Source organism: Myxococcus sp. MISCRS1, from assembly GCF_026626605.1.
In the GTDB taxonomy this organism is placed as follows: Bacteria; Myxococcota; Myxococcia; order Myxococcales; family Myxococcaceae; genus Myxococcus; species Myxococcus fulvus.
In genome coordinates this window covers 3,584,622-3,596,921 of the sequence record NZ_JAPNKB010000001.1, presented here as the reverse complement: position 1 = coordinate 3,596,921, position 12,300 = coordinate 3,584,622, and the positions used below count along the sequence as shown (strand labels likewise).

Here is a 12,300-nt window from a genome sequence, read left to right as displayed (position 1 = left end):
GCTGCGACTCCAGGGCCGGCTTCTTCCCGCGGGCCCGCGCTACTCCTCGTGGGAGCGCGTCTTGTACGTCAGCACCGGCGCCAGCGTGGCCACCACCTTCACCAGCCCCGCCTCCACCAGGTCCGTCACCACCCGGTCGATGGCCTTGTACGCCTGCGGCGCCTCCTCGAAGAGCAGGTCCTTGTTCTCGCAGACGACGTGACTCTTGAAGCTCGTCCGGGTGAGCGACTCCGCCGTGAAGCGCTCCTTGATGCGCTCCCGGGCCGCCGTGCGCGTCCACTTGCGCCCCGCGCCGTGCGCCAGGCTGTACGCGCTGCCCGTCCCATCCCCCACCGGCGCCACCAGATAGCTCAGCGCGCCACGACTGCCCGGAATCACCACGGGCCCCTCGTCCGCCGGCGCCGCGCCCTTGCGATGCAACCACCTCAGGGCCCCGTCCTCGCGTCGTGGGGTGACGCTGTTGTGGCAGACATCCAACACTCGCCGCGCCGGAGCGCCGATGCCATCCAGCACCCTGCGCGCCACCAGCGCCCGGTTGGCCCGGGCCCACGCCACCGCGTGGTCATGCCGCGTCAGGTACGCCCGCGCCTCGTCCGAGCCCGCCGTCAGCCCGCCCGCCGCGTGCCGGTCCACGTGGGCCCGCAGAATCGCCTCGCCCAGCCCCCGCGAGCCCGAGTGCACCAGCAGCAGCAACCGGTCCGCCTCCAGCCCCAGCTCGGCGAACGCCCGCGCGTCGTGCACCGCGTCCACCCGCTGCAGCTCCGCGAAGTGGTTGCCGCCGCCCACCGTGCCCAGCGCCCCCTCGAAGCCCGAGGGCCTCACCCCTTCCTCCGCCAGGAACCCCTCCACGTCACCGTTCCAGGGTCCCTCCACATCCAGCTTCGAGGCCCAGCGCTCGGCCTTCGACTTTCGCGCCAGCATCCCCACGTCCCACAACCCCATCCCACAGCCGATGTCGTTGCCCACCAGGTAGGGATAGAAGAGGCCCTCCGAGGTGAAGGCCGCGCCCACCGGCGCGCCCTTGCCCGGGTGCAGGTCCGGAAGTCCCACCGCGGCCTTCATGCCGGGCAGCCGCGCGACGGCCTCGAGTTGTCGCACCGCCTCACCCTCCACCCACGACTGGGGCGAGGCGATGACGCGCACGGTGGCGGCGGGGGAGGGAAGGGAGGTCTCAGTGCTGGCGGTGCTCATGCGGCCCGTTGACGCCTCCTGTCCGACGGCCCTGACGCCAGCGCGCAAGGGGGCCTGGGAGGCCCGCCTGCCTACTTGTGGTACGGCTCACCCTTGAGGATGGTGAACGCCCGGTACAGCTGCTCCACGAGCACCACGCGCGCGAGCCGGTGGGGCAGCGTCATCTTGGACAAGGACAGCGTCAGGTGGGCCGCGGCCCGCACGCTCTCGTCCAGGCCCTCGTCGCCGCCGATGACGAAGAGCAGGTCCCTGGAGCCCGTCTGGGCCTTGCCCACGTAGCGGCCCAGCTCCACCGAGTCGATGAGCGAGCCGCGCTCGTCCAGCGCCACCAGCCAGTCCTGCGGCTTTCGCTTCGCGAGGATGGCCTGGGCCTCCGCGGTCTTGGCGTCGCCGGGCTTGAGCTTCTTGCCGCTCGCCTCGGCGAGCTCCACCAGCTCGAAGCGGGTGTAGTGCCCCAGCCTCCGGGCATACTCCTGGACCGCCGGCTCGAAGAGGCCCGAGCGGTCCTTGCCGATGGAGAGCAGGCGGACCTTCAGGACACCTTCTCCCGGGCGGCGTCCGCCCAGAGACCCTCGAGGTCGTAGTGCGCGCGCAGGTCCGCGAGGAACAGGTGCGCCACCACCTCGCCGTAGTCGAGCAGCACCCACTGGCCCGTGTCCACGCCCTCGGTGCCCAGCGCGCGCTCGGGCGCGTCACCCTGCTTGAGCTGCACCTGGACGTTCTCCGCCATGGCGCTCACCTGGCGGTCGCTCTCGCCGGAGGCGATGACGATGTAGTCCGCGTACGACGTCATGCCCCGGACATCCAGGATGACGACGTCCAGCGCCTTCTTGTCGATGAGCAGCTGCGCCATGCGGCGCGCCAGGGCCTGCGCCTGGGGGTTCTCCGCGGGGCCCGTCTTCTGCTGCGGGGCCGCTGGCAGCTTCGCCTTCTTCTTGGGCCGCAGCGGCGTCTTGCCCGTCGTCTTCTTGCGCGCCGGGGTCTTGGCCTTGGCGGGCGCCTTGCTCGCGGCGACCGTCCTGCCCGTCGCCGACTTCTTGCCGCGCGCCGGCGCCTTCTTGGCCGCGCTCTTCTTCTTGGGGGTCGTCTTCTTCTTCGTTGCCATGTGCGGCGCACCCTACCGCACCCTTGGCAACACGCCATGGGTCCTCTAAGGGTCCTGTCCATGAGCGACGCCCGGCTGGAACAGTTCAAGAAGATGGTGGCGGACTTCCCCGACTCCCCCATGAGCCACTTCTCCCTCGGCAAGCTGTACTTGGACCGCAAGCAGTACGCCGAGGCCGCCGCCGCCCTGGAGCAGGCGGTGCGGCTGGATGGGACCTACGCGGCCGCCATGGTCTCCCTGGGGGACGCGCTGTCGGGCGCCGGGCAGTCCGAGCGCGCCCGCGAGGTGTTCACCCGGGCGAAGGAGCACGCGCTGGCCCAGGGACACCCGGGGCTGGCCGAGGAGATCGACGAGCGCATCTCCGACCTGGGCTGAGCGCCCTCAGTCGCGCCAGGTGACGCCCACGCCGAACACCTGGCGGGAGTAGCTCAAGTCGTTGCGCGGCAGCCGCGTGCTCCACAGGCCCCAGGACAGCTCCAGGTCCACGCGCTCCGAGACGGGGCGCGCGAGCTTCAGGGACAGGGAGTTCTGCCCCTCGTCCTCCTCCACGAGGATGATCTCCGGCGACAAATAGATGCCGTCCGGGTAGCGCGTCACGCCCAGCGAGCCCTGCGCCAGCAGCGTCATCCGCCAGGGCAGCCGCACCCCGGCGTTCGCCGACACCCGGTGGCGCAGCACCGTCTCCCCGTAGCTGTTGGAGGAGACCTCCTGGTACGTGTAGCGCAGCCCCAGGGTCAGCGGCCCCCGGTAGTTGTAGCCGAAGCCCGCGGTGAGGGCGCCGTCCTCGCGCCGCCCCGGGGAGCTCTCCACGCCCGGACGCGGGCGCGCCAGCGGCCCGTAGCGGCGCGCGCCCCAGTCGCCGAAGACGGACAGGCTGTGGCGCCGGTCGAAGCGGTAGCGCCCCAGCACCCCCAGCTCCAGCCCGCCGAAGTTCGCCGTGGGGTCCGGCCGGTAGACGAACCTGCGCGCGCCCGCGCGCACCCGCAGCGCCAGCCGCACGTCCGGGGCGTACTCCGCGAAGGCGCTCGCGCCCAAATCCGAGTACGCGCGGGTGCCGCCCCGCCGGTCCTTCGCGTGCCCCTCCGCGCCCAGGCCGAACTCCGTGCCCAGCGCCAGCGAGGCCTCGAGCGCGCCGGCCTGGATGAGCGTGTCCTCGTCGGAGAAGCCCGCGTACTTGCGCGCGCCCAGCTCGTAGCGGCCGACGAGCTGCGTGCGCTCGAACGTCCCCTTCCCCTCGGCCGACCCCAGCACGCTCAGCGCCGGGTCCACTCCGGGCGAAGGCGTGCTGCCGTCGGTGAAGTCGCGCGGGGCGTTGGTGTCCGCCAGCAGCCGCAGGGTGCCCTTGAGCGCGCCCTCCCACTCGGCCGCGGACGCGGGGCGGGCGGTGGCGAGCACCAGGAACACCAGGAGGGTAGGGCGGACGCGGGACACGACGCGGGGCACCATACCCGGCCTCGTGCCTGCACGCCCCACTCGCGGGAGGACGGGCCCGGCCGGTTGGCTGGCGACGGTGACGACACGGCTCGCGCCCGGTACATTGCTGGAATGCGCCCTGCCTCACTTCTCGCCGCGGCGGTCGGCCTCGGGCTGGCCGCCTGCGCCCAGTCGACGTTCATCACCGAGGTGAGGGGCGAGACGACCGTGCCCGCGAGCCTGCCGGGCGGCAGCACCGAGCTCAACGCCTTCCCCCCCATCAGCAGCTTCGCGGGGATGGACTTCGACCAGAACCAGGACTTCAAGAACCAGGGGCTCTCCAAGAGCGAGGCCACCTCCGTCCACGTCGACTCGCTCTCGCTCCAGATTCTCAGCCCCAACGACGTGGACTTCACCTTCCTGGACAACGTGGAGTTCTTCGTCCGCGCCGGAGACCGCGAGTCGCGCATCGCGTGGAAGAATGACCTGTCCCGTGGCAGCCCGCGCGCGCCCAACCCCACGCTGCGGCTGGACCTGGCGGACGTGGAGCTGCAGCCCTTCGTCGCCGCGCCCACCATGAGCATCATCATCCGCGGCAAGGGCCGGACGCCCGAGCGCGAGGTGCGGCTGCGCGCGGTGGTGCGGCTCGAGGTCGAGTCCGGGCTGCTCTAGCCCGAGGGCCCTACTTCGTCAGCTCCTGCGCGCGGCGCTCCAGCGCGCCGGCCCGGCCATCCAGCTCCCCGGCCAGGGCCTCCAGGCGCCTGGCCTCGGCCTCCATCGCCGTGAGGTCCACCGGACCTCCGGCGGCCAGGTCCTGGGCGCGCACCCCGTCCACCAGGGGGCGGCGGTCCGTGGCGCGGACGGACATGGGCTCGGGGCGGCCCGTGGTGGGCGTCCCGGGGGTGTCCGGCATGGAGGGCTCCGGCGGCCCGCCCGTGCCCGGGTTGCCCGACATGGGCGGCGCGTCGCTGTCGCCGCTGGCCTCCTGGAACAGGCCACCGCCGCGGTCGCTGGGCTCCACCCGCAGGCTCCTGTCCGCGCTCATCCTGAGCCGCAGCCGCCGGTCCTGCTCGTCGAACATCGACTCCTCGCCCAGGAAGTCGCTCATCCGGCGGTCCAGGTCGCGCTCCTCGCGCGCCTCGGTGATTCGCGCGCGCATCAGCTTGAGCCGCTCGCGCACCTTGTCCTCGGCGTCGCGCAGGGTGTCCGCCTGCTCCAGCAGGTCCTCCGGGTCGTCGCCGCCCGTCGTCGTCCTGTCCAGCGTGGGCACCTTGGAGGCTGGCAGCGCCAGGCGGACCGAGTCGCGCTCGGTGCGCGTGGTGCGCATCACCTCCAGCAGCGTGGCGCGCTGGGCGCGGTCCGCCGTCTTGTCCCAGGCCGTCATCAGCCGACCGAGCTCGTCCGAAAGCGCCTGGTGCAGCGCCACGTGCGCGCGCTCCGACTCGCCCTCGGCCGTGGACACCGCCTGCGCCAGCTGGGTGAGCGAGCCGCTCAGCTCCTGCGAGCGCCTCAGCGCCGTCTCCAGCTCCGTGCCCGTGGTCAGCCGCCCCTGGGCACGGGCCTTCAGCGCCTCGATGCGCTCGGCCACGCCCTGCAGCTCGTCCCGCAGCGTCTGCTGCTGGGTCCTCAGCGCCCGCGCCTCCGTCCTCGCCACCTGCGCCCGCGCGCGCGCCGCCTCCAGGCCGGACGCGGCCCAGGCGGGCACGCCCACCAAGAGGCACAACGCGAGGACGAGGGAGCGGGGGTTCATCAACAGGCCCCCATGAGCAAGGCGGATGCCAGCCCCGCGGCGCCCCCGCGCCCCGGCCCCGCACGAAAAGCGCTGGGATTCCAGGCGTCTGGGCGCGCCGGGTGGGACGGGGTGGGGTGGGGGGACCGGTGGAAAGTCATGGGGCGGGGGCCGTGGGTCACGGATTTCCGAGGATCACCCCTCCTCGGGCGCGGTGCCCTTGGGGAGGAAGCCATACTTCTCCAGCTTGTAGTACAGCGCCGACGTCTTGATGCCCAGCAGGCGGGCGGTCTCCGTCTTCACCCCGCCGGCCTTCTCGTAGGCGCGGGCGATGAGCTGCCGCTCCAGGTCCTCCAGGATGTCCGGCAGCGGCCTGTCGCCGTGCGGCACCGGCAGCCCCGCGTCCATGCGCGGCGTGCCGCCGGTGAGGTGGCCGGGCAGGTCCTGGGCGGTGAGCACCTCCCCTTCCGCGAAGACGAGCGCCTGCTCCACCACGTTCTCCAGCTCGCGCACGTTGCCGGGCCACGCGTGGCGGGCCAGGGCGCGCAGGGCGCCCTCGTCCAGCCCCGTCACCCGGCGGTTGACGCGCACCGCGTGCTTGGCGACGAAGTGGCGCGCCAGCGCGGCGATGTCCTCGGGGCGCTCGCGCAAAGGCGGCAGCACCAGCGGGACGATGTGCAGCCGGTAGTACAGGTCCTCGCGGAAGCGGCCCGCCTTCACCTCGGCCTGCAAATCCCTGTGCGTGGCGCTCACCACGCGCACGTCCACCTTGAGCGTCTCCTCGCCGCCCACGCGCTGGATCTCCTTCTCCTGGAGCACGCGCAACAGCTTGGTCTGCACCGCGTGGGGAATCTCCCCGATTTCGTCGAGGAAGAGGGTGCCGCCGTCGGCCAGCTCGAAGCGGCCCAGCTTGCGCTTCACCGCGCCGGTGAAGGCGCCGCGCTCGTGGCCGAACAGCTCGCTCTCCAGCAGCGTCTCCGCCAGCGCCGCGCAGTGCACCACGACGAAGGGCCCGTCCTTGCGCGGGGACTGCTGGTGCAGCATGCGCGCGATGAGCTCCTTGCCGGTGCCGCTCTCGCCGCGAACGAGCACCGTGGCGTCGCTCATCGCCGCCTTGCGCGCCTGGGAGAGCAGCTTCTGCATGGGCTCGCTGTCGCCCACCAGGCTGCCGTGCGTCAGGGCCGCGTCCGCGTCGTGCGCGGCGGTGCGCCCCTCCAGCTTCTCCACGCGCCGGCGGGTGCTCGCCAGCTCCAGCCCCTTGTCCACCTTGGCGCGCAGCACGTCGGGCGTGAAGGGCTTGGTGATGAAGTCGTAGGCGCCCTCCTGCATGGCCCGCACGGCCGTCTCAATCGTGCCGAAGGCCGTCACCACCATGACGACGGCGGAGGCGTCCAGCGCCTTGAGGGCCTGGGTGACGGCGATGCCGTCCATGCCGTCCATCTTCAAATCCGTGACGACCAGGTCGAACGGGGCCTTGCGGTATGCGGCCAGCCCGTCCGCGCCGCCGCGCACCGCGGACACGGCGTGCCCGGAGCGCGTGAGCGTGACGGTCATCCCCTCGCGGAGGGTGTCGTGGTCGTCGATGACGAGAATGCGCGCCATGCAGGTGCTTGCCCTCAGGTCCTCATGCCAGCGGGGCCGGCCGCCCCGGGTGCGTCCGCATGAGAACACACCCGGCCAGAACCCTACACCGCCCCGGGCGGGCCGGCCGCTTCCAGAAGGCGCTGGCGTGTGAGGGCCCGCCGGGGATACGTGGTCGCGCATGGAATCCCAGAACGCCCACGCCCTGCGGGAGCTCCTGGCGCGCCACGTCCCCGGGGACGACAAGGAGCGCCAGGACCTGGAGCGGATGCGCCACCACGCGGCCACGCTCGCCTCGCCCTTCTCCCGCGCGCAGGCCACGGCGCACTTCACCGGCAGCGCGGTGGTGGTGGACCCCCGGGGCGAGCGCGTGGTGATGGTGCTGCACGGCAAGCTCCACCGGTGGCTGCAGCCGGGCGGACACGCGGACCCGGCGGACGGCGGCGACATGGAGGCCACCGCCCTGCGCGAGGCGCGCGAGGAGACCGGCTGCCGCGTGGTGCTCCACCCCACCGCGCCCCGCCCGCTGGACGTGGACGTCCACACCATCCCCGCGCGCCGCGACGAGCCCGAGCACCAGCACCTGGACGTGCGCTACCTCGTCGTGGCCGAGGACCCGGAGTCGCTCGCGCACGACCCCCACGAGTCCTCCGGCGCGCAGTGGCTCACCTGGGACGAGGCGCTCGCCCGCGCGGACGAGGCGCCGCTCCAGCGCATGCTGGAGAAGGCGCGCCGCCAGGTGGCCCGCACCCCGTGACAGCGGGCGCGAGTCGGCGTCGGTCGGAGAGACAGGCCCGCTGTGGGGCGCGTGACGCCTCCAGGTGCCCCCGGCTGAAATCTGAAACAAGGCGGTGAGAAAAGCGTCGGGCGACGACAGTCGCGTGGCCTCGTGGAGGTGCTGTCACCACTATGGGGCCGCCCTGGCGGGTGAGGGGGGCCATGTCGGTCTGGAACCCGCCGGGTGCAGGAGCCTCGTGCCGCCATGTCGTCTTCCGAGCAGGAAGTGCGCAGCCTCACGTCTCGTGTGCCAGTGCGCCGCTATGGGCCTCCGCCGCTGAACCCGTCGGCGCATCCCCGCTGGCTCGAGTCCATGCTGGATGCGACCCGCCGGGACTGGGACGCGGCGTGCTGGCCTCCGCTGTTCCGCGCCACCGCCGAGGGCCGGCGCCCGCCGCTGGTGTACTGGCGCCGCGTGCTGTCGCAGTTCTTCCTCATCGTCGAGTCCTTCCCCAAGTACATGGCCCTGTCGCTGGCCAAGACGACGTACGGCCGCTCCGAGGGGGACGCGAGCATCCGCCGCTGGCTCTTGCAGAACCTGGCCGTGGAGGCGCGCCACGCGGAGTGGTTCATCGACTGGGTGCGCGCGCTCGGCCTGGAGCCCGAGGCGCTCTTCCAGGTGCGGCCGCTGCCGGAGCTCCAGGCGCTGCACGCGCACCTGCGAGACACCTGTGCCCGGGGCACGCTGGCGGAGGGCATCGCCGCGTCCAACTGGGCCATCGAGGGCATCACCGGCGTGTGGACGCGCGACGTGGTGGAGCCCTTCCGCGCCTATGCCGCGGACGGCGCACGCATCGACGCCAGCGCGATGATGTGGCTCAAGGCGCACGCTCGCTATGACGACCTGCACCCGGTGGAGGCGCTCGAAATCCTCAAGCTCTGCACGGACCCCACCGGGGACGAGCCTGCCCGGGTGCTCGACGCCACGCGCAAGTCCCTGCGCCTGTATACCTCCGCCATCCGCGCCTGCTGTGTGGATTGAGGCCGAAATCGCCGCGTCTGTCTTCTTGCTCAATCTTTCTGGAGGAGGTTGATTTCCCGACTGTGTATGCCTTTCGACGAGCGCCCGGCTGACGGGAGTGCAATGTCTGGAACCGGGCGTGCGCCGCTCGCTTTCGTCTCGACGACGTGCGGAGAATGGGGTCGTCCGCCATCCCTCCATTCCTGGACTCACCGCGTCCCCTGGCCGGAGGCGCGGGAAGGCAATCCCGCATGAGCATCGAAGATTCGTTGATTCGCGAGTATCGCTGGCGCGCGCTCAGGGTGTTCATGTCCTGGGTGGTCCCCGCGGCGCCCATCGCGGCGTACCTCAACGGCATGTCCATGGGCGTCGCCGGGTGGGAGGGCGTGAGGGCGGTGGCGTGGGTGCTGCCGCCCATCCTGGTGGGCCTGGGGATGCTCTACCCCGCGCTGCTGATGCGGTGGATGGTGGGCAACGCGCTGCGCTCGCGCGCGGGCGACAAGCCGGGTGAGCGACTGGAGCGCATCCTGCGGCTGCCGTGGCGCGTGGCGGTGGGGACGTCGTGGGTGGGGTGGACGCTGGGGGGCTTCTGGTTCAGCCTCCACGTGTGCCTGACGTGGCACAAGGATTTGTCGCAGGTGGTGCTGGGGACCATCATCGGCGTGTGCTGTGGCGTGCTGCTGGGCTTTCCCATCAGCGTCTCGCTGGAGCGGATGTTGTTGCCGCTGGCGCTGGAGGAGCAGCGCAAGCACGCGACGGTGGCGCTGGCGGGCGGCGGCTTCTCGTGGCCCCGGCAGGCGTGGTTCCTGCCCTTCACCTTCGGCGGCTCCATCATCTCCGCGCTGGTGCTCAGCGGCTGCGTGGTGGTGGTGAAGCTGGAGGCCATCCGGGACACGCTGGCGCTGGAGCTGGAGTCCGAGGGCGCGCGGCGCTCGGCGCGGATGCTGATGGAGCTGGGCGGGGTGCTGGCGGGGGAGCTGACGTTCAGCCTGGCGTGGGTGGGCGGGCTCCTGCTGCTGCCGGGCATCACCATGTGGATGCTGGCGCGCAGGCAGGCGCGGGCGGCGGACGCGGTGGGGCAGGCGATTGAATCCGTGGCGGCGGGGCGCGTGGTGGCGCCCGCGTGGGTGTCCACGGACGAGATGGGGGACCTGGCCGAGGGCATGAACGCGGTGCTGGCGCGGCTGCGTCAGCTTCCCCTGACGCTGCAGGCCTCGGCGGCGCGGCTGGGAGAGGCGGGCGGGCACCTGCGCGCGGCGAACGACGCGCAGCAGCAGAGCCTGTCGAAGCAGTCGGCGGCGCTGCACCAGGCGCAGGTGACGTCGGAGGAGATACGGCGCACCTCGAGCATGGCGGCGGACCGGGCGGAGGCGGTGCTGCAGGTGGCCCGGCGCGCGGAGGCGCTGGGGCTGCAGGGCGAGGCGGCGGTGGAGAAGAGCGTGGCGGGGCTGGCGGACATCCGCGGCGCGGTGGACGGCATCCAGCAGCGGCTGGACAAGCTGGCCCGGAGCGCCTCGCTGATTGGCGACATCACGGAGACGGTGAAGGACCTGGCTGCCCAGTCGCACCTGCTCGCGGTGAACGCGGCCATCGAGGCGGCGCGCTCGGGGGAGCAGGGCAAGGGCTTCGCGGTGGTGGCCCGCGAGGTGCGGGCGCTGGCGGACCAGTCGCTGCAGTCCACGCGGCGCATCCGCGACGTGCTCCAGGACGTCAGCGTGGGCATCCAGGACGCGGCCCGCATGGGCGAGCAGGGCGTGCGCACCATCGGCACGGGGCTGGACCAGATGCGGGCGTCGGGCGACTCGCTGCGGGCCTTGTCGCTGATGTCGCAGGAGAACTCGGCCGCGGCCCGGCAGATTGCCGCCGCCGTGACGCAGCAGAACGCGGGCATCTCGCAGATCTCCATCGCCGTCTCGGACCTGTCGCAAATCATGGACGAGACGATGAAGCGCCTGGAGTCCACGCAGGAGGCCACGAGCACGCTCGCGCAGGTGTCCGGCGAGGTGGGGCAGATGGCGCGTCAGTTCAACGAGGCGGGCTGACGGCGCCCAACGGCAGCGTCAGGGTGAAGGTGGTGTCGCCCGGCGTGGACGTCAGGTGCAGCTCGCCCCCGTGGGCGCGGGCAATCTTGCGCGCCAGGGGCAGGCCCAGGCCGGTGCCCTTCTCCCGGGTGGTGAAGAAGGGCTCGAAGATGCGCTCCTTCTGGAGGTCGGGCACGCCCGCGCCGGCGTCGTGGACCTGGATGGCGTAGCGCCCGTCGCGCACGGCGCCGTGGATGCGCACGTGGCCTCCGGACGGCGAGGCCTGCACGGCGTTCTTCACCAGGTTCAAGAGGGCGGCGGTGAGCAGGCTGCCGTCGGCCTCCAGCAGGGCGGGAGAGGCGTCCACGTCCAGGACCACGTTCCGGGACTGGGCCTCGGCGGAGGACAGCTCGCTGACGATGGACAGGAGCGCGGGGGCCTCCACGGGCGCGCGGGCCAGGGGCTGCTCGCGGGCGAAGGCGAGGAAGTCCTCGACGATGCGCTGCAGGAAGGCCACCTCGCGTTCGATGCGCTCGACGTGCGCGCGGGCGTCCTCGTGGGCGCCGGCGCGGAGGTCCTCCTGGAGCAGGCCGGAGAACAGGGCGATGCCGCCCAGGGGGTTTCGCACCTCGTGGGCGACGCCCGCGAGCATCATCTTGAGCTGTCTGTCCCGGCCCTCCAGCGCGCCGCGCATCTCCTCCAGCTCGCGCGCGAGCACGCCGATTTCGCGCGTGGGCTCGGGCGGCACGGGCGTGGTGAGGTCGCCCCGGCCGATGCGCAGGGCGGAGTCCATCAGCCGGCGCAGGGGGCGCGCGAGGCCCCGCGCGGTGAGCAGCGCGACGACGGCGAGCGCGGCCAGGGCGAGCGCGCCCATGATGGCGAAGGTGCGCGACAGCCGCTGCAGGGGGCCGAAGAAGGCCGCGCTGCCCTCCACGCCCACCGCGCCCACCACCTGGCCCGCCAGGGTGATGGGGGCATAGCCCGTCTTGTAGAGGCGTCCGTCGGAGCCGGTGAAGAGCACCTGGCTGGCGGCGTGCTGGCCGGCGAAGACGCGCGCCAGCTCCAGCCTGTCGCGCGCGAGCTCCGGCACCTCCGCGCCCACGGGCAGGCCGCCGCCCACGTCCGCGCGGACGCGGCCCTGGACGTCGACGGCGAAGACGCGGCGCACGTTGCTGGCCTCGCGCACGCCCTCGAGCAGGCGCACCACGTTGCGCCAGGTGCGGGTGCCGCCCACGTCGTCGCCGGGTTCGATGGTGAGCATGCGCTCGCCGTTGAGCTGGCTGGCGGTGGCGGCGGCGATGTTGGAGAGGCTGGTGCCTAGCTCCTCCTCGAGGATGGCGCGCGCCAGCTGGTACACCGCCGTGCCCGTCACCGCGAGGATGAGCAGGGTGGGGACGAGGAACGCCGCGAGCAGCCGCGTCGACAACAGGTGCGGGACGTCCCGCCAGCGGAAGGTGTCTCGGCGCTCCGGGCTCATGCGTGGGCCGGACTCTACTCCTTCGGCCCACGCACGAGGGACTGA

Annotated in this window: 12 protein-coding genes; 5 read left to right on the top strand and 7 right to left on the bottom strand. The window is 72.6% G+C overall.

Translation table 11 applies throughout. The features are described 5' to 3' along the window. Positions 1-39: 39 nt before the first annotated feature. From OWM54_RS13840 to rsfS, 3 genes are all read right to left on the bottom strand, one after another. Positions 40-1,191 carry an RNA ligase RtcB family protein gene (locus tag OWM54_RS13840; protein WP_223746280.1) on the bottom strand — a complete coding sequence of 384 codons (1,152 nt, stop codon included), beginning with the start codon at positions 1,189-1,191 and terminating at the stop codon, positions 40-42. A 71-nt stretch (positions 1,192-1,262) separates the two neighbouring features. Beyond that, entirely contained in the window at positions 1,263-1,727 is a 465-nt protein-coding gene (locus OWM54_RS13835) for a 23S rRNA (pseudouridine(1915)-N(3))-methyltransferase RlmH (RefSeq protein WP_267701124.1), read from the bottom strand. Continuing rightward, positions 1,724-2,296, bottom strand: coding sequence for a ribosome silencing factor (rsfS, locus tag OWM54_RS13830; protein ID WP_267697805.1), 573 nt, complete (start codon positions 2,294-2,296; stop codon positions 1,724-1,726). Before rsfS ends, OWM54_RS13835 begins: the two co-directional genes overlap by 4 nt. A gap of 60 nt (positions 2,297-2,356) precedes the next feature. Here rsfS and OWM54_RS13825 point away from each other — a divergent pair, with 60 nt between their 5' ends. Then, positions 2,357-2,671, top strand: coding sequence for a tetratricopeptide repeat protein (locus OWM54_RS13825; protein ID WP_267697804.1), 315 nt, complete (start codon positions 2,357-2,359; stop codon positions 2,669-2,671). Positions 2,672-2,677: 6 nt separating this feature from the next. Here the strand turns inward: OWM54_RS13825 and OWM54_RS13820 are convergent, their stop codons facing one another. After that, entirely contained in the window at positions 2,678-3,742 is a 1,065-nt protein-coding gene (locus OWM54_RS13820; RefSeq protein ID WP_223784776.1) for a hypothetical protein, read from the bottom strand. Between the two features lie 99 nt (positions 3,743-3,841). Here OWM54_RS13820 and OWM54_RS13815 point away from each other — a divergent pair, with 99 nt between their 5' ends. Beyond that, entirely contained in the window at positions 3,842-4,381 is a 540-nt protein-coding gene (locus tag OWM54_RS13815; protein WP_223746285.1) for a hypothetical protein, read from the top strand. 10 nt (positions 4,382-4,391) lie between these two features. On the opposite strand, the gene OWM54_RS13810 is transcribed toward OWM54_RS13815, so the two are convergent. Then, complete coding sequence (locus tag OWM54_RS13810) at positions 4,392-5,459, bottom strand: TetR family transcriptional regulator (protein WP_267697803.1); 1,068 nt, start codon at positions 5,457-5,459, stop codon at positions 4,392-4,394. Positions 5,460-5,633: 174 nt separating this feature from the next. After that, a complete protein-coding gene (locus OWM54_RS13805) occupies positions 5,634-7,040 on the bottom strand; it encodes a sigma-54-dependent transcriptional regulator (protein ID WP_223784778.1) in 1,407 nt (468 codons plus the stop codon). A 160-nt stretch (positions 7,041-7,200) separates the two neighbouring features. Between OWM54_RS13805 and OWM54_RS13800 the strand changes: the two genes are divergently transcribed. The 3 genes from OWM54_RS13800 (at position 7,201) to OWM54_RS13790 (ending at position 10,799) form a co-directional block, all read left to right on the top strand. Further along, the gene (locus OWM54_RS13800; protein ID WP_223746288.1) at positions 7,201-7,776 is read left to right on the top strand and encodes an NUDIX hydrolase; all 576 of its coding nucleotides are present in this window, start codon (positions 7,201-7,203) and stop codon (positions 7,774-7,776) included. A gap of 225 nt (positions 7,777-8,001) precedes the next feature. After that, positions 8,002-8,778 (top strand): TenA family transcriptional regulator, encoded by a 777-nt coding sequence (locus OWM54_RS13795; protein ID WP_223746289.1) that lies wholly within the window; start codon positions 8,002-8,004, stop codon positions 8,776-8,778. A 230-nt stretch (positions 8,779-9,008) separates the two neighbouring features. Continuing rightward, positions 9,009-10,799 (top strand): methyl-accepting chemotaxis protein, encoded by a 1,791-nt coding sequence (locus tag OWM54_RS13790; protein ID WP_223746290.1) that lies wholly within the window; start codon positions 9,009-9,011, stop codon positions 10,797-10,799. On the opposite strand, the gene OWM54_RS13785 is transcribed toward OWM54_RS13790, so the two are convergent. Continuing rightward, positions 10,783-12,255: an ATP-binding protein gene (locus OWM54_RS13785; RefSeq protein ID WP_223746291.1), complete on the bottom strand. Its 1,473-nt coding sequence runs from the start codon at positions 12,253-12,255 to the stop codon at positions 10,783-10,785. The two genes, OWM54_RS13790 and OWM54_RS13785, sit on opposite strands and share 17 nt — an antisense overlap. Between the last annotated feature and the right edge of the window lie 45 nt (positions 12,256-12,300).

Bases quoted from the DNA above. Each gene is read 5' to 3' on its own strand.
- OWM54_RS13810 (WP_267697803.1), bottom strand. From the start codon at position 5,459: ATGAACCCCCGCTCCCTCGTCCTCGCGTTGTGCCTCTTGGTGGGCGTG.
- rsfS (WP_267697805.1), bottom strand. From the start codon at position 2,296: ATGGCAACGAAGAAGAAGACGACCCCCAAGAAGAAGAGCGCGGCCAAG.
- OWM54_RS13795 (WP_223746289.1), top strand. From the start codon at position 8,002: ATGTCGTCTTCCGAGCAGGAAGTGCGCAGCCTCACGTCTCGTGTGCCA.
- OWM54_RS13785 (WP_223746291.1), bottom strand. From the start codon at position 12,255: ATGAGCCCGGAGCGCCGAGACACCTTCCGCTGGCGGGACGTCCCGCAC.
- OWM54_RS13805 (WP_223784778.1), bottom strand. From the start codon at position 7,040: ATGGCGCGCATTCTCGTCATCGACGACCACGACACCCTCCGCGAGGGG.
- OWM54_RS13820 (WP_223784776.1), bottom strand. From the start codon at position 3,742: ATGGTGCCCCGCGTCGTGTCCCGCGTCCGCCCTACCCTCCTGGTGTTC.
- OWM54_RS13790 (WP_223746290.1), top strand. From the start codon at position 9,009: ATGAGCATCGAAGATTCGTTGATTCGCGAGTATCGCTGGCGCGCGCTC.
- OWM54_RS13840 (WP_223746280.1), bottom strand. From the start codon at position 1,191: ATGAGCACCGCCAGCACTGAGACCTCCCTTCCCTCCCCCGCCGCCACC.
- OWM54_RS13800 (WP_223746288.1), top strand. From the start codon at position 7,201: ATGGAATCCCAGAACGCCCACGCCCTGCGGGAGCTCCTGGCGCGCCAC.
- OWM54_RS13815 (WP_223746285.1), top strand. From the start codon at position 3,842: ATGCGCCCTGCCTCACTTCTCGCCGCGGCGGTCGGCCTCGGGCTGGCC.
- OWM54_RS13825 (WP_267697804.1), top strand. From the start codon at position 2,357: ATGAGCGACGCCCGGCTGGAACAGTTCAAGAAGATGGTGGCGGACTTC.